The 15,564-nt window shown below is 42.7% G+C and carries 16 protein-coding genes; 12 read left to right on the top strand and 4 right to left on the bottom strand.

From position 1 onward, the window contains the following. Nucleotides 1-12 precede the first annotated feature (12 nt). The 4 genes from ABIE26_RS05435 to ABIE26_RS05420 all read left to right on the top strand — a co-directional run bounded on the left by ABIE26_RS05435 (nucleotide 13) and on the right by ABIE26_RS05420 (nucleotide 2,091). Nucleotides 13-375: a response regulator transcription factor gene (locus tag ABIE26_RS05435; protein WP_310139182.1), complete on the top strand. Its 363-nt coding sequence runs from the start codon at nucleotides 13-15 to the stop codon at nucleotides 373-375. 68 nt (nucleotides 376-443) lie between these two features. Further along, nucleotides 444-908, top strand: coding sequence for a type II RES/Xre toxin-antitoxin system antitoxin (gene parS, locus ABIE26_RS05430; RefSeq protein WP_310139184.1), 465 nt, complete (start codon nucleotides 444-446; stop codon nucleotides 906-908). Nucleotide 909: 1 nt separating this feature from the next. Beyond that, nucleotides 910-1,359: an RES family NAD+ phosphorylase gene (locus tag ABIE26_RS05425; protein ID WP_310139185.1), complete on the top strand. Its 450-nt coding sequence runs from the start codon at nucleotides 910-912 to the stop codon at nucleotides 1,357-1,359. A 354-nt stretch (nucleotides 1,360-1,713) separates the two neighbouring features. Beyond that, complete coding sequence (locus tag ABIE26_RS05420; RefSeq protein WP_310139187.1) at nucleotides 1,714-2,091, top strand: GreA/GreB family elongation factor; 378 nt, start codon at nucleotides 1,714-1,716, stop codon at nucleotides 2,089-2,091. 8 nt (nucleotides 2,092-2,099) lie between these two features. Here ABIE26_RS05420 and ABIE26_RS05415 read toward each other — a convergent pair whose 3' ends face one another. Continuing rightward, entirely contained in the window at nucleotides 2,100-2,870 is a 771-nt protein-coding gene (locus tag ABIE26_RS05415) for a queuosine precursor transporter (RefSeq protein ID WP_310139189.1), read from the bottom strand. 69 nt (nucleotides 2,871-2,939) lie between these two features. Between ABIE26_RS05415 and ABIE26_RS05410 the strand changes: the two genes are divergently transcribed. From ABIE26_RS05410 to ABIE26_RS05385, 6 genes are all read left to right on the top strand, one after another. Then, on the top strand, nucleotides 2,940-4,085 hold the full coding sequence (locus ABIE26_RS05410; protein ID WP_310139192.1) for a methionine aminotransferase: 1,146 nt from the start codon (nucleotides 2,940-2,942) through the stop codon (nucleotides 4,083-4,085). 24 nt (nucleotides 4,086-4,109) lie between these two features. Continuing rightward, entirely contained in the window at nucleotides 4,110-4,904 is a 795-nt protein-coding gene (locus ABIE26_RS05405) for a nitrilase family protein (protein ID WP_310139194.1), read from the top strand. A 62-nt stretch (nucleotides 4,905-4,966) separates the two neighbouring features. Further along, complete coding sequence (locus ABIE26_RS05400) at nucleotides 4,967-5,944, top strand: N(4)-(beta-N-acetylglucosaminyl)-L-asparaginase (protein ID WP_409035652.1); 978 nt, start codon at nucleotides 4,967-4,969, stop codon at nucleotides 5,942-5,944. 20 nt (nucleotides 5,945-5,964) lie between these two features. Further along, a complete protein-coding gene (locus ABIE26_RS05395) occupies nucleotides 5,965-6,705 on the top strand; it encodes a copper homeostasis protein CutC (protein WP_310139198.1) in 741 nt (246 codons plus the stop codon). A 57-nt stretch (nucleotides 6,706-6,762) separates the two neighbouring features. Beyond that, nucleotides 6,763-8,550 carry a translation elongation factor 4 gene (gene lepA / locus ABIE26_RS05390; protein ID WP_310139199.1) on the top strand — a complete coding sequence of 596 codons (1,788 nt, stop codon included), beginning with the start codon at nucleotides 6,763-6,765 and terminating at the stop codon, nucleotides 8,548-8,550. Nucleotides 8,551-8,609: 59 nt separating this feature from the next. Beyond that, entirely contained in the window at nucleotides 8,610-9,491 is an 882-nt protein-coding gene (locus ABIE26_RS05385) for a bifunctional 5,10-methylenetetrahydrofolate dehydrogenase/5,10-methenyltetrahydrofolate cyclohydrolase (protein ID WP_310139202.1), read from the top strand. A gap of 5 nt (nucleotides 9,492-9,496) precedes the next feature. Here ABIE26_RS05385 and ABIE26_RS05380 read toward each other — a convergent pair whose 3' ends face one another. Next, nucleotides 9,497-9,838 carry a Rieske (2Fe-2S) protein gene (locus ABIE26_RS05380; protein WP_310139204.1) on the bottom strand — a complete coding sequence of 114 codons (342 nt, stop codon included), beginning with the start codon at nucleotides 9,836-9,838 and terminating at the stop codon, nucleotides 9,497-9,499. 77 nt (nucleotides 9,839-9,915) lie between these two features. Here ABIE26_RS05380 and ABIE26_RS05375 point away from each other — a divergent pair, with 77 nt between their 5' ends. Next, nucleotides 9,916-10,539 carry a 7-carboxy-7-deazaguanine synthase QueE gene (locus ABIE26_RS05375; protein WP_310139206.1) on the top strand — a complete coding sequence of 208 codons (624 nt, stop codon included), beginning with the start codon at nucleotides 9,916-9,918 and terminating at the stop codon, nucleotides 10,537-10,539. A gap of 52 nt (nucleotides 10,540-10,591) precedes the next feature. Beyond that, nucleotides 10,592-12,487 carry an OmpA family protein gene (locus tag ABIE26_RS05370; protein ID WP_310139208.1) on the top strand — a complete coding sequence of 632 codons (1,896 nt, stop codon included), beginning with the start codon at nucleotides 10,592-10,594 and terminating at the stop codon, nucleotides 12,485-12,487. 6 nt (nucleotides 12,488-12,493) lie between these two features. Here ABIE26_RS05370 and kdsA read toward each other — a convergent pair whose 3' ends face one another. After that, a complete protein-coding gene (gene kdsA, locus ABIE26_RS05365; RefSeq protein WP_310139210.1) occupies nucleotides 12,494-13,309 on the bottom strand; it encodes a 3-deoxy-8-phosphooctulonate synthase in 816 nt (271 codons plus the stop codon). Between the two features lie 16 nt (nucleotides 13,310-13,325). Continuing rightward, a complete protein-coding gene (recQ, locus tag ABIE26_RS05360; protein ID WP_310139213.1) occupies nucleotides 13,326-15,515 on the bottom strand; it encodes a DNA helicase RecQ in 2,190 nt (729 codons plus the stop codon). Nucleotides 15,516-15,564 lie beyond the last annotated feature (49 nt).

Here is a 15,564-nt window from a genome sequence, read left to right as displayed (position 1 = left end):
CACAATTTACTTATGGCAAAACGTATACACATTGTTGAAGATGATGAAGACATTAGATTTATTGTAGAATACCTGTTGAGAGATGAAAATTACGAGGTAGAATCCTTTGGCAGTGCCAAAGAGTTTGACCAGGGAATAAAAGATAATAAGCCTGATTTGATTATTTTAGATGTTATGCTTCCCGATGGCAACGGAATTAGCATTTGCCGAAATTTAAAAACAAACAGCGATACACTCCATATACCTATAATTATTATGTCCGCCCATGCTGCCGAAAAATCCGTATTGGAAGAAGCCTGTGCGGATGACTTTATCAGTAAACCCTTTGATCTCGATTATTTTCTTCAAAGGGTCAAAAAACAACTAACGGCCTGATGAAGAAAATATTCCACAACAAAAGGAATTTTTTCTTATATTTGCATATACACTAAATAGCATGTGATATGGCCGCTACACCAAAACCTTATAAAACAAAAGCAAAAGTTTCTATAGTCGCTGAATCTGCTTTGATTGCACCATATCAATCTTTATATGACAATCCCATCAGCTTACTTACCAGTTCAAAAAAAGGTTTATCAGCAAAGGCAGCTCTCGATTTTTTAAATCTTTCGGGCTTCAGCAAAGAAGAATTTCAGGATACCTTCAAAACCAATGTCAAAACCATACAGAATTATATCAGCAATTCCTCAAAACTGGATGCTGCTTTAAGTGAAAAGCTTTTAAAGTCATTTTCTTTATTTGACAAGGGTATAGAAATTTTCGGTTCCGCCAAAACTTTCCACCAATGGCTAAATATGCCTGCCTATGGCTTAGGAAATCAGGTTCCTTTCGATCTGATGGATACCATTACAGGCATTTCTCTTATCGAAGAAGAACTGATCAGGATTGAATACGGCGATTTAGCGTAAGATGCAGGTATTCCGTATTTGCCTGGCTAAATATGCTGTTAAACTAACGGCCTCAGGAAGGGCGGCACGCTGGAATCCTAACGATATAGAAATGATCTACACGGCCTCTTCCCGCTCACTTGCCTGCCTGGAAAACGTGGTGCACAGGAACCAGATCGGGCTGAACCAATCCTTTAAAGTAATGACCATCCAAATACCAGACGACATCTGCATTCTTAATATTGATCAAAAAAAATTACCTGCAAACTGGACTGAATTTCAGCATATGCCCCTTACCCAGCAATTAGGTGAAGAATGGATAAAGAATAACAAATCTGCTATATTAAAAGTTCCCTCTTCTATCATCAATGCAGAATACAATTACCTGATCAATCCACTCCACCCGGAATTTAATGCCATTAAATTGTTAAAATCAGAGACTTTTGTGTTCGATCGGCGGATAAAAGCTTAAGGATGCTCATTTTCCTTTGAATTCTGAAAAAAGCTAACGACCTTAGCGGAAATGGGACAAAAAGGGATTCATAAAGCAATAATTGTGACTTACAACAGAAGTCAGTTGCATGCTTATGCCCTGTTCAAAAAGTTCTCCAGAGAGAACTATCCACTCGGCTTTACCTTTCAGACAACGAGTAAAGACTTTATCAGTTAAGCCCCGAATCCTTCCTTTTACCTTTTTTCGATTCAGGGGCTCAGAAATTTTCTGATCAATCATTCTATTTAATTTTTTAATCTGAGGGCCTTATAGCTTTCATTTTTTGCCCGCTTGCTACGGGCATCTGTTCAAACACATTAATACATTACAATCATGGAAACAAAATCATTATCACTATCAAAAAGCGATTTCAAGCTTTTAAAGGAACACCTGGAAAAATCAAACATGAGCGCTTACAATAAAGAAAAGCTACAGGCAGAACTTAAATCGGCCACCATTTATTCGGAAGAAGAGCTTCCTGGCGATGTAGTTTGCCTGAAATCAGAAGCGCGGATAGCAAATGTAAAAACGGGTAAAGAGTTTACCTTCACACTGGTTATGCCCGAAGAGGCAAACATTAAAGTACAGAAAGTATCCGTATTTGCACCCATTGGCATTGCGCTTTTTGGCTACAGGACCGGTGATAGTATCAACTGGGAAATGCCCGATGGTATACAAGAATTTAAGATCCTGGAAGTCAACAGGCCTTAAGCCCCACACTACCTCCTGCCAGCCATTTTGATCATCCGCTGGGCCAGATCACGGCCCAGGTAACCATCGATAATGCCATGAACCATGTACAATATCGGGGTCATCAAAATGGCTACAATAAACTTATAGGTGTAGTTTACCAGGCCAATGGCAGCCACCATTTGCCAGCTCCAGTTGTATTGTGGGTTCAGGTAAAATGCGATAAAGATTACCACAAAGCTATCTATGCATTGTGAAACCAGTGTTGAACCGGTAGCACGCAGCCACAGCGCTTTATCACCGGTAATCTTTTTAATGCGGTGAAAGATCAGTACATCGGCAATCTGTCCTACCAAAAAAGCAATGATGGAACCCACAATAATCCACATACCCTGTCCGAATATACCCGCAAAGGCAGCATTCATGTTTACGGGCTGTCCGTTAATGTTTTGGTTTACCCAGAACCCGGAGGGAGTAAGGTGCATGGCTGCCCCTACAATAATAAAGGCATAGGAAATTAAAATCGCTGTTAATACGGATAAAAACCGGACCTGCCTAACCCCATAATACTCATTGATAATGTCAGTCATGATAAAGATCAATGGCCAGGTCAGTACACCGGCCGACATGTTAAAAGACAAATTAGGTACACCGAGCAAACTGATGTCAAATTGTTTTATTCCCAGTGTTCCCTCAACGGTGAATATTTTAACGCCGATAAACTCGGACAAAATAGCATTGGCAACAAAAAAGGATCCTAAAACGAGCAACAGTTTGCTCTCTTTTGTCTTAAAACTCATAGCAGGCTGAAATTATTAAATAAATCTGATATAAAGGGATAAATATTTTATTTCTATTTTCGTTGAAGCATGATATCTATACAATCAAAATTACCACATACGGGCACTACCATTTTTTCTGTAATGTCCAAACTGGCCGATACACACCAGGCCATTAATCTTTCGCAGGGCTTCCCTGACTATGATTGCGACCCTAAACTGATTGCCCTGGTAAACGAGGCTATGAAAAATGGGTTTAACCAGTACGCCCCTATGCCGGGCCTTCCGGAACTGAGAACTTTGATTGCCGAAAAAGTGAGCAATTTATATGGTGCTAACTATCATCCTGATACCGAAGTAACCATTACAGCGGGTGGAACCCAGGCTATTTTTACAGCTTTAAGCGCCGTGATCAATTCGGGAGATGAGGTGATCATTTTTGAACCGGCCTACGATTGTTATGCCCCAACAGTAAAATTACTCGGCGGTTTGGTTAAACCTTATGAGCTGGCGCCGCCAAATTATGAAATAGATTGGGAAATGGTAAAGAAATTGTTTACCGCCAATACCAAAATGATCATTCTGAACAGCCCGCAAAACCCTACCGGTTGTACTTTGTCAGAAAAAGACATCAAAGCACTAACCAAACTCACCAAAAATACGGATGTATTGATTTTAAGTGATGAGGTTTATGAACACATCATATTTGATGGTCTGAAACACCAGAGTATTGCCTTATATCCCGAATTAAGGGAAAGGAGTTTCATTACCGCTTCATTCGGAAAATTGCTGCATGCTACAGGCTGGAAACTGGGCTATTGCCTGGCCCCGGAATGGCTGACCAAAGAGTTCAGAAAGGTGCATCAGTTTAACGTCTTTAGCGTAAATACCCCCATGCAGGTTGGAATAGCCAATTATCTTAAGGACACAGATACCTATTTGGGTTTGTCTGCATTTTTTCAGGAGAAACGTGATTTCTTCCGTTCCCTCCTTTCTGAAACCAGTTTTAAATTACTACCTTGTAATGGATCTTATTTTCAATGCGTTAGCTATGCGCACCTGAACCAGGAAAAAGATACAGATATGGCGGTAAAGCTGGTAAAAACGCATGGCGTAGCCAGTGTACCTGTTTCAGCCTTCTATACAAAAGGCACTGATCATCAGGTATTGCGCTTTTGTTTCGCAAAAAAACAAGAAACCCTGGAAAAAGCCGTTGAAAGACTAATGAAATTATAATCCATATCCCTATAAACTAATATAATGGAAAGTCCAAATATAAGTAACCTTAAAGTCACCAGTTTCCAGGCCTATCTATTCTGGGAAAATATTGATAAGAACCTACAAAACTTGTCTTTACGGCTATCTATGGGCGTAAAAGAGAAAACAGACCTGATCGTTTTACCGGAAATGTTCAATACAGGCTTTAGCATGAACGCTGCTGAGCTTGCCGAAGAAATGAACGGAAAAACCATGCAGTGGATGGCTGGGATCGCTGATAAATATGAATGTGTGGTAACGGGCAGTCTGATCATCAAAGAAAACGAACATTATTATAACCGCCTCATCTGGATGCAGCCGGATGGAAGTTCCAGCCATTACGATAAAAGACACCTGTTTGGACTGGGTGAAGAAGATAAAAATTACACCCCCGGAAATGACAGGGTAATTGTTGAATTAAAAGGCTGGAAAATACGCCTCGCGATATGTTATGACCTTCGCTTTCCGGTATGGTTACGCAACCAGAATGAGGAGTACGACATCCTGTTGCTTGTGGCCAGCTGGCCCGATAAAAGGTCTGCTCACTGGAAGGCGCTTATTCCCGCTCGTGCCATTGAAAACCAGTGTTATGTGATTGCCACAAACCGCATGGGCCACGATGGAAAAGAAGTTTATTACAGCGGACATTCCATGTGCCTGGACCCCATGGGGAAAACGGTTTATTACAAACCTGAAGATGAGGACCTCTATACTTTCAGTATAGGATACGAGGAGCTTGTTAAAACCCGCGAAAGCTTTCCTTTTTTAAAGGATGCTGATAATTTTAAGATCATTTAAGCCGCACAATGTTCAATCGCCGAAAATTCATAAAAACAACAGCAGTATCAGCATCTTTGCTGATGATTGATAAAAAAAATATCGCAGCATTTGCTCCACCTGCTGTAAATACCGGTACCAGGCCTATAGTCATCTCAACCTGGGATTTCGGCGTTGCAGCCAACAAAGCTGCCTGGAAAGTCCTTTCTTCTGGCGGAAGAGCTCTTGATGCGGTAGAAAAGGGAGTTCATGTTCCCGAAGCAGATCCCAAAAACCAGTCTGTGGGTTACGGTGGATTGCCCGACAGGGATGGTCATGTTACACTGGACGCTTGTATTATGGATGAATTGGGCAATTGTGGTTCAGTTGCAGGTCTGGAACACATCATGCATCCCATTTCTGTAGCCCGCCTGGTGATGGAAAAAACCCCGCATGTAATGCTGGTTGGTGACGGTGCCCTGCAGTTTGCGCTGGAGAATGGATTTAAAAAACAGAACCTGCTTACCAAAGAAAGCGAAGGTGCATGGAAAGAATGGCTCAAAACAGCAAAATATGAGCCGGTCATGAATATCGAGAACAAGCTCTACGACAAAGCTGCCCCTACCAAACTCCCGGGAAATCAATACAACCACGATACCATTGGCATGCTGGCCCTTGATGCCAAAGGAAATCTTTCCGGAGCGTGTACCACCAGTGGTATGGCCTATAAACTGCACGGACGTGTGGGTGACAGTCCGATTATCGGTGCTGGCCTGTATGTAGACAATGAAATTGGCGGCGCAACTTCAACCGGTGTTGGCGAGGAAGTGATCCGCAATGTGGGCAGCTTCCTGGTGGTAGAGTTGATGCGGCAGGGATACTCTCCCGAAGATGCCTGCAAAGAAGCCGTAATGAGGATCATCAGGAAAAAACCCGAAACCGCCAAAAAGATACAGGTTGGCTTCCTGGCCTTAAACAAAAAAGGCGAGTACGGTGCCTATGCCATTCAGCAGGGCTTTAGTTATGCTGTTTGTACAGCACAGAAAAACGACCTGCTCATTCCTGGAAAAAGCCATTATTAATAACCTATAATTTTATACAAATGGTAAATATGGAGGTTTGTGCCAATTCTGTGGCATCAGCACAAGCAGCGGAGAAAGGCGGAGCCATACGTGTGGAATTGTGCGACAATTTACCTGAAGGTGGAACCACCCCCAGTTATGCCCAGATTGCACTGGCAAAAAAGTTGCTATCTATAAAAGTATACCCTATTATACGACCCAGGGGTGGCGACTTTCTGTATTCAGACTTAGAGTTTGATTTAATGAAAAACGATATCCTGGCCTGTAAATCACTGGGCTGCGATGGTGTAGTTATCGGAATTCTGAAAGCCAACGGCAGCATTGATAAAGAAAGATGTGCAGAACTGATTGCCCTGGCCGCACCTATGCCGGTTACCTTTCACCGCGCATTTGACATGTGTAACGACTTACAGCAGGGACTGGAAGACATCATCTCGCTTGGCTGCGAAAGGGTGCTTACCTCCGGTGGGGAAGCTTCTGCTATCAAAGGGGCCCAAACCATCGCAGCATTGATCCATCAGGCAAAAGGCAGAATCATTGTTATGCCCGGTGCCGGTGTTTCTGCCAGCAACATCATACAGCTCATCCAAACTACGGGGGCCGTCGAATTTCATGCTTCTGCAAAAGGACCTGTTAAGAGCCAGATGCAGTTCAGGAACACCCGCCTCAACATGGGTGCGGTGGCCGATGAATTTAGCTATGAACTGACTGACAGCGAGACAGTACAACGCTTAATTGAACTGGCAAACCAGGCCGGTTAAAACCCTGATGAAATTCCAAGAAAATAATCAAGGCAAAATCTTATATTTGCGCCACTGATGAAGCACATACGTAATTTTTGCATAATTGCACATATTGACCACGGCAAAAGCACTTTAGCTGACCGTTTATTGGAATACACCCAAACCATTAGCCAGCGCGAGGCACAGGCCCAATTGCTGGATAACATGGATCTGGAGCGTGAACGTGGGATCACTATAAAGAGCCATGCCATACAAATGAATTATAAGGTTGGAGATGTTGAATACAACTTCAACCTGATTGATACACCGGGACACGTAGACTTTTCTTATGAAGTTTCCCGCTCTATTGCAGCCTGTGAGGGTGCATTGCTTATTGTAGATGCCTCGCAGGGTATCCAGGCACAAACCATTTCAAACTTATATTTAGCCTTAGAGCACGACCTTGAAATTATCCCCATCTTGAATAAGATGGATTTGCCAGGGGCCATGCCTGAAGAAGTAAAAGACCAGATCATTGATCTGATCGGCTGTAAACGTGAAGACATTATTCCTGCATCCGGCAAAACCGGCATGGGTATCCCGGATATCATCCAGGCCATTGTAGATCGTGTTCCCGCTCCGGTTGGCGATCCTGAGGCACCTTTACAGGCATTGATCTTCGATTCTGTATTTAACCCGTTCAGGGGAATCATTGCTTATTATAAAGTAGTTAATGGTGAAATTAAAAAGGGTGACAAAGTTAAATTCATCAATACGGGCAAACAATACCTGGCCGATGAAGTTGGTATCCTGAAACTGGATATGGCGCCACGCAACTCGGTTAAAACCGGCGATGTGGGTTATATCATTTCCGGTATCAAAGAAGCCCGTGAAGTAAAAGTAGGTGATACGATCACAACAGTCGACAGGCCGGCACTGGAATCTATCCAGGGATTTGAAGAGGTTAAACCAATGGTATTCGCAGGTATTTACCCAGTAGATACAGATGAGTTCGAAGAATTGCGTGAAGCCATGCATAAACTGCAGCTGAACGACGCTTCTATCGTTTTTGAACCGGAAAGTTCTGCAGCACTGGGTTTTGGTTTCCGTTGCGGTTTCCTCGGCATGCTGCACATGGAGATTATCCAGGAACGTTTGGAACGTGAATTCGGCATGACCGTAATTACAACGGTACCCAACGTATCTTATATTGCACGTACAACCAAAGGCGACGAAGTTATTGTAAATAATCCATCTGATTTACCAGATCCCAGTAAACTGGATTCAGTAGAAGAGCCTTTCATCAAAGCAAACATCATTACCAAGGCTGAATTTGTTGGCCCCGTGATGTCACTTTGTATCCAGAAAAGGGGGATTATCGTTAACCAGTCTTACCTGACCTCAGATCGTGTGGAGCTTGTATTTGAGATGCCCATGGGAGAGATTGTTTTCGATTTCTACGATAAATTAAAAACCATTTCAAAAGGTTATGCTTCATTCGACTATCACCAGGTGGGTTACCGCAAATCGGATCTGGTAAGGCTGGATATGCTTTTGAACGAAGAGCCTGTAGATGCCTTATCATCACTGATCCACCGCAGCAACGCTTACGATTTCGGAAAGAAAATCTGCGAAAAACTGAAAGAGTTGATCCCGCGTCAGCAATTCGAGATCAAGATCCAGGCCTCTATAGGAGCAAAAGTTATTGCAAGAGAAACACTCAGTGCATTACGTAAAGATGTTACCGCCAAATGTTATGGCGGTGATATTTCACGTAAACGTAAGCTATTGGAAAAACAGAAACAGGGAAAGAAACGTATGCGCCAGGTGGGTAACGTAGAGATTCCTCAGACCGCCTTTATGGCCGTATTAAAACTAGACTAATTCATGCAATGTAAAGCATTGCTGATTATATTTGAACTTTAAAACAACATCATCAATTCATGCAGTTACTTGACGGAAAATTCGCATCAGAAAAAATAAAACAGGAAATAGCGGCGGAAGCTGCAGATTTTTTAGCTAAGAGTGGCAGAAAACCACATCTGGTAGCGATTCTGGTAGGTAATGACGGCGGAAGTGAAACTTACGTGGCCAGTAAAATGAAAAACTGTGAGAAGGTTGGCTTCCAGTCATCCCTGATCAGGTATGATATTGGCGTAACAGAGGCTGAACTGCTGCAAAAAATTGAAGAAATAAATCAGGATGCGGGTGTAGACGGGTTAATTGTTCAGTTACCCCTGCCTAAGCATATCGACCCTGAAAAGGTAACGGAGAAAATCGACTACCGTAAAGATGTAGATGGCTTTCACCCGGTAAACCTGGGCAGAATGATGCGCAACCTGCCCTGCTTCATCCCGGCAACACCTTATGGCATTTTATTGATGCTGCAAGCTTATCAGATTGATACTACAGGCAAACACTGTGTGGTTGTAGGACGCAGCAATATTGTAGGTAGCCCTATGAGCATTTTAATGGCGCGTAATGCCAATCCGGGAAACTGTACCGTTACCCTTACCCATAGCCGCACCGCAAATTTAAAAGAACTTGCCTTGCAGGCCGATATCATTGTGGCTGCTATTGGCAAAAAGAATTTTGTTACGGCAGACATGGTGAAACCCGGCGCCATCATTATCGATGTGGGCATCAACAGGGAAATTTCAGAACAGACCAAGTCGGGTTATAAATTATTTGGTGATGTTGATTTCGAAAATGTAGCCCCTAAGTCTTCGTGGATTACCCCTGTTCCGGGCGGCGTAGGTTTAATGACGATTGTAGGTTTACTGAAAAATACCCTGGCATCTGCCAAAAAAGAAATCTACAGTTAGTAGCTCTAGCTTCCAAAAAAGCGTTTAATCCAGCTTTCCTTCAGGCCAACATACAGGCCGTCATCACGCATTTCAACCGGATAGGTATCGATGTAATCGCCCTGTCCCTCTGCCCCACGTCCATTGTGCAGGTTATATTCCCATCTATGGATCGGACAAACCAGGTACCCATTCTTACACCAACCGGCGCTCAATACTCCTCCGGCATGTGGACAATAATTCTGTACCACAAAAAATTCACCCTGATGTTTTACCAGGCATAGCTTTTTGCCATCTATCTCAATTTGCCGTACAAAATCCTGTTCAGCTGCCTTAAAATCAATTTTATGCCACTTTAATTTATTCATCCATTGGTCATATCTTCCGCTCAAGATACAGATAATCTTATTTTGACGGGATATTTATTTACCTTTGCAGCCTTTATATGGCACATCAAATACCGGAAGACGGCACATTACTTCCTTTAATGGAAGAGTTTTATACGATACAGGGAGAAGGATTTAATACAGGAAAAGCTGCCTATTTTATTCGTTTGGGCGGTTGTGACGTCGGATGTCACTGGTGCGATGTGAAAGAAAGCTGGGATGCGGAACTGCACCCTTTAACCCCTGCCGATGCTATTGTAGAAAAAGCTGCCGGTTTTCCTGGTAAAGCTGTAGTTATCACAGGTGGTGAGCCCCTGATCTATAACCTGGACTACCTGACCAGGGCTTTACAACAGAAAGGCATTCTCACCTTTATAGAAACGTCGGGTGCCTATCCCCTTTCAGGAAACTGGGACTGGATCTGTTTATCGCCTAAAAAGTTTAAAGCACCTCGCCCGGATATTACCCCTTTTGCCAATGAGTTAAAAGTAATTGTATTTAACAAGAGTGATTTTGACTGGGCAGAGAAATATGCCGAAACGGTCTCGCCCAACTGTAAGCTTTATCTGCAGCCTGAATGGTCGAAATCTAAAGAGATCACCCCCTTGATTATCGATTATGTAATGGCCAACCCTAAATGGGAAATTTCCCTGCAAACACATAAGTTTTTAAATATCCCTTAATAGCCTGTCATTTTTTAGCTACATTTAATCTGTCGTTAAAGTAGTAGCATTGATGAAAAAAATTACGCTTATCCTCTTCCTATGTTCCCTTATGCAAACTGCAGTTGCACAAACTTCCCCTGTAAAAAAGGCGCAAGGTAGTTTTGACAAAGCACAGGAATACCTCAAAAGCAACGACTTTGAACAGGCAGCCACGCTGCTTCAGGAAGCTTTGAAAGCCGATCCTTCTTTTCAATTTGCTTTTATACAGCTGGCCGATCTCAGCAGAAGGTTAAAAAGGTACGAGGAGGCAAAAGCCAGCTATACCAGTGCAATAAGGCTTGGAGGCAATCCCGATCCAAGGTTATATTATGGCTTTGCAGAAGTTGGCATAAATACCGGTGATTACGCTTCGGCTTCAAAAAATATAGCTTACTTCATCCAAAATTATAAAGGCACAGATCCTGATTTCCTGAATAGGGCAAAAAAATACCAGAAGGATTGTGAATTTGCCATTGAAGCCATAAAAAAGCCGGTAAATTACGACCCTGTAAACATGGGACCCGAAATTAATTCGGCCTACCGTGATTATTTTCCTTCTGTAACAGCCGATGGCACACAACTGATTTTCAGCCGCAACATCGATGGAAATGAGGATTTCTTTATTTCCAGGATGAAAGAAAAAAACTGGACGGTCCCTGTCCCCTTAAGTGAAAAGATCAACACCACTAAATACAATGAAGGAGCACAATCCTTATCTCCAGATGGGATGTACCTGTTTTTTACTGGCTGTAACCGGCCAGATGGCTTGGGCAGATGCGACATCTATGTAAGCCATAAAGAGGGCAAAGATTGGGGGGAACCGTTTAATCTTGGCGCCCCAATCAATACCATATACTGGGAATCACAGCCTGCCATTAGTCCGGATGGCAGCACGCTTTATTTTGTTAGCAACAGACCGGGCGGTCTGGGAGGTTATGACATCTGGAAAAGTTCCTTAAAAGCTGATGGTTACTGGTCGCAGCCCGAAAACCTGGGGCCGGAAATCAATACCCCATACGATGAGCATACCCCCTTTCTGCATCCCGATGGCAAGACGCTGTACTTTTCATCCGATGGGTGGCCCGGAATGGGCAATAAGGATATTTTTCTGAGCAGGGTAAATGAGCAGGGTAAATGGACAATACCTGAAAATCTGGGTTATCCAATCAATACTTTTAATGAAGAAACCGGCTTAATTGTGACACCAGATGGCAATAATGCCTTATTTTCTTCTAATTTAAAAGGCGGACTGGGCGATATGGACATTTATCAGTTTAAAATGCCGGATGCTAAAAAACCCCGGCCAATTACTTATGTTAAGGGAATTGTGACCGACAAAGAAAGTAAGGCTTTCCTGGAGGCCCACGTGCAGGTAGTAAATTTAAAGACCAGGAAAACGGTATACCAGGATTATACTTCTGCAGCCACCGGGGAGTTCCTGGCAGTTATGCCCCTGGGCGGAAACTATGCATTTAATGTAACTGCTGATGGGTATCTGTTTTATTCGGAAAATTACCAGCTCGACAGCGCCTATATCAGTAAGCCTTTCCTGGTAACTGTTGGGTTGGAAAAACTGGTTAATGGTAAAAATATGGTATTGAAGAACATTTTTTTCAATACCAATGAATACCAGCTGCTCCCTGCATCTGTAACCGAATTGACCACACTTGCTGAATTGCTGACCAATAACGCTACGCTTCATATAGAAATTCAAGGCCATACAGATAATGTGGGCAACAACCTTCAAAATGAAAAACTATCCCTGCAAAGGGCCAAATCCGTTTACGATTACCTGATTGCCAATAAGATTGCCCCGGAAAGGCTGACTTTTAAAGGATATGGAGAATCCAAACCTGTTGTCTCAAACGATACTGAGGCCGGTAAGAAACAAAACCGCAGAACCTCTTTTGTGGTCACTAAAATATAAAAGCGGTTAAATAACCGCTTTTCTTATCTTAATCAGTTTAACCAGCAATTCTTCCAGCAGATCAAGATGGAGCATATTGGCACCGTCTGACTTTGCATTTGCCGGATCCGGGTGTGTTTCAATAAATAAGCCATCAGCCCCCACAGCAATAGCTGCTTTGGCTATGGTCTCTATCAACTCCGGCTTGCCGCCCGTAACCCCCGAACTTTGGTTGGGTTGTTGCAGGGAGTGTGTACAGTCCATCACTACCGGCACCCCGAAACTTTGCATCTCGGGTAGTCCGCGGTAATCTACAATCAGGTCCTGGTAACCAAAGGTATTGCCCCTGTCGGTCAGGACTACCCTGTTGTTGCCCGATTCTACAATCTTTTCTACCGCAAATTTCATCGACCCTGCGGAAAGGAACTGCCCTTTTTTTACGTTCACCACTTTACCGGTCTTTGCTGCTGCGATCAGCAGATCGGTTTGCCGGCATAAAAAAGCAGGGATCTGCAGCACATCGACATAAGCGGCAGCCATGGCTGCCTCTGCACTTTCATGTATATCGGTAACCGTAGGTACGTCAAAGGTCTTTCCTATTTTTTCCAGTATTTTAAGCGCTTTCTCATCGCCTATGCCTGTAAAAGAGCCGCCTTTGGAACGGTTGGCCTTACGGTAAGAACCTTTAAAAATATAAGGAATCTGCAGTTTATCGGTTAGGGTTACAATCTTTTCGGCAATACGAAAGGCAATGTCTTCCCCTTCTATTGCACAGGGGCCAGCCATTAAAAAGAAATTACCGGAATCTGTATTTTTTAATTTATCTAGTGAAAAATTGATCATTATTATCGTTATGCTATTAATTACCTAACTCGGACATGAATTTTATACGCATCAGCTGGATCTCTTCACGCGAATAATCTGTTTCTCCCAGTTCTTTAAGGGCTTCATCAATGGAATCGTTTTCAGCAGACTGGAAATAATCAAATACCTCATCCTGACGGTCCTCATCAATCACCTCGTCTACAAAATAGTTGAGGTTCAGTTTGGTTCCTGAATTTACAATGGCCTCAATCTCTTTTAAAATGTCATCGTAAGTGATGCCTTTTGCCCTTGCAATATCTTCCAGTCCAATTTTCCTGTCGATGTTCTGAATGATAGAAACTTTAAGCTGCGATTTATTGGCCTGCGTTTTAATGATCAGATCTATAGGACGCTCAATATCGTTATCCTCCACATATTTCTTGATCAGTTCCAGGAAAGGTGCGCCAAACTTAAGGGCTTTACCATTACCTACACCTGAAATCTGTTTCAGTTCATCCATTGCGATGGGATAGTGTGTACACATTTCTTCCAGTGATGGATCCTGGAAAACCACAAAAGGCGGTACATTCTTTTGCTTGGCAATCTTCTTCCGTAAATCCTTCAGTAACTGGAGCAATTGGGTATCCAATGTTCCTGAACCATGTTTTACATCATCTTCGTCATCGTCTGCAGCATTTTCAATAGGCTCGTTCAGGATGAATTTGAGGCTATACGGGTTCTCAATAAAATCGCGGCCAGAGTTGGTCAGCCCCAGTAAGCCATAGTTATCTATATCTTTAGACAAGAAATTATTTAATACTGCCTGCCTTACCAATGATTTCCAGTGATTTTCTCCCTCTACAACTCCGAGACCAAATTCTTTCAGTTTACTGTGCTCATAAGCAATCGTTTGTGCTGTTTCCTGCCCCATTAATACGTTAATGATGTGCGAATCATCAAACTTCTCTCCTATGTTGCGGATCAGTTTTAAAAGTACCAGCAAAGATTCTTCTGCCTCGAAAAGCTTTTTAGGTTTTTTGCAATTATCGCACATGCAATTACACCCGGTCTCATTGAAATTCTCACCAAAATAATGCAGGATCTGTTTTCTACGACAAACACCGGATTCAGCATAATCGATCACTTCTTTTAAAATCTGGGTACCTATCTCTCGTTCAGACACCGGCTTATCTTTCATAAACTTGGCCAGTTTATCTATATCCTTCTGCGTATAAAATGCAATACAAACACCCTCTCCACCATCACGTCCCGCTCTTCCGGTTTCCTGGTAATAGCCTTCCATACTTTTGGGGATGTCATGATGGATCACAAAACGAACATCGGGTTTGTCTATGCCCATACCAAAAGCAATGGTAGCTACAATCACCTCCACATCCTCCATCAGAAACTTGTCCTGGGTTTCGGCCCTTACCTTAGGCTCCAGTCCGGCATGGTAAGGCAATGCTTTAATGCCATTCAGATTTAACGATTCGGCAACTTCCTCTACCTTTTTACGGCTCAGACAGTAAATGATCCCAGATTTACCGGTATTGTATTTAATGTACCGGATAATTTCCTTTAAAACATCGCGCTTGGGGCGGATCTCATAAAAAAGGTTTGGCCTGTTAAAAGAAGACTTAAACAAAGTAGCATCACTCATGCCCAGGTTCTTAATGATATCCTGCTGTACTTTGGGTGTTGCTGTTGCCGTTAAGGCAATAATAGGGATACCTTCTCCCAAACCGCTGATGACATGCCTGATCTTGCGGTACTCAGGCCTGAAATCATGCCCCCACTCGGAAATACAGTGGGCTTCATCTACCGCTACAAAAGATATTTTGATCAGTTTCAGGAAATCGATATTATCCTGTTTGGAAAGCGACTCAGGTGCCACATACAGCAGCTTTGTCTGTCCGTTTAATAAATCACTCTTAACCTGGCTAATTTCTGTCTTGTTCAAAGAAGAATTTAAAAAATGTGCTATACTGTCACTCCCACCAAAAGCCCGCAACTGGTCTACCTGGTTCTTCATCAGGGCAATTAATGGGGATATAACAATTGCAGTCCCTTCATTCATCAATGCAGGTAACTGATAACATATGGATTTCCCCCCACCAGTAGGCATAATAACAAAAGTGTTCTTCTTTTCAAGAACATTGGTGATTATTGACTCCTGATCACCTTTAAAATTATCAAAACCAAAAAAGGTTTGTAAGTTGTCAAACAACGACTTTTTCACATCCATTTCGTCTATAAAATATTCAGTGCTATTTTTACTTCAAAATAACATAATT

This window comes from Pedobacter africanus (assembly GCF_040548825.1).
Lineage (GTDB): Bacteria > Bacteroidota > Bacteroidia > Sphingobacteriales > Sphingobacteriaceae > Pedobacter > Pedobacter africanus_A.
Note: the sequence above shows the minus strand (reverse complement) of the source record. Positions and strands in the feature narration are given on the sequence as shown.

Coding starts and splice junctions, on each gene's coding strand:
- ABIE26_RS05435 (WP_310139182.1), top strand. CDS start 13: ATGGCAAAACGTATACACATTGTTGAAGATGATGAAGACATTAGATTT.
- parS (WP_310139184.1), top strand. CDS start 444: ATGGCCGCTACACCAAAACCTTATAAAACAAAAGCAAAAGTTTCTATA.
- ABIE26_RS05425 (WP_310139185.1), top strand. CDS start 910: ATGCAGGTATTCCGTATTTGCCTGGCTAAATATGCTGTTAAACTAACG.
- ABIE26_RS05420 (WP_310139187.1), top strand. CDS start 1,714: ATGGAAACAAAATCATTATCACTATCAAAAAGCGATTTCAAGCTTTTA.
- ABIE26_RS05415 (WP_310139189.1), bottom strand. CDS start 2,870: ATGAGTTTTAAGACAAAAGAGAGCAAACTGTTGCTCGTTTTAGGATCC.
- ABIE26_RS05410 (WP_310139192.1), top strand. CDS start 2,940: ATGATATCTATACAATCAAAATTACCACATACGGGCACTACCATTTTT.
- ABIE26_RS05405 (WP_310139194.1), top strand. CDS start 4,110: ATGGAAAGTCCAAATATAAGTAACCTTAAAGTCACCAGTTTCCAGGCC.
- ABIE26_RS05400 (WP_409035652.1), top strand. CDS start 4,967: ATGATTGATAAAAAAAATATCGCAGCATTTGCTCCACCTGCTGTAAAT.
- ABIE26_RS05395 (WP_310139198.1), top strand. CDS start 5,965: ATGGTAAATATGGAGGTTTGTGCCAATTCTGTGGCATCAGCACAAGCA.
- lepA (WP_310139199.1), top strand. CDS start 6,763: ATGAAGCACATACGTAATTTTTGCATAATTGCACATATTGACCACGGC.
- ABIE26_RS05385 (WP_310139202.1), top strand. CDS start 8,610: ATGCAGTTACTTGACGGAAAATTCGCATCAGAAAAAATAAAACAGGAA.
- ABIE26_RS05380 (WP_310139204.1), bottom strand. CDS start 9,838: ATGAATAAATTAAAGTGGCATAAAATTGATTTTAAGGCAGCTGAACAG.
- ABIE26_RS05375 (WP_310139206.1), top strand. CDS start 9,916: ATGGCACATCAAATACCGGAAGACGGCACATTACTTCCTTTAATGGAA.
- ABIE26_RS05370 (WP_310139208.1), top strand. CDS start 10,592: ATGAAAAAAATTACGCTTATCCTCTTCCTATGTTCCCTTATGCAAACT.
- kdsA (WP_310139210.1), bottom strand. CDS start 13,309: ATGATCAATTTTTCACTAGATAAATTAAAAAATACAGATTCCGGTAAT.
- recQ (WP_310139213.1), bottom strand. CDS start 15,515: ATGGATGTGAAAAAGTCGTTGTTTGACAACTTACAAACCTTTTTTGGT.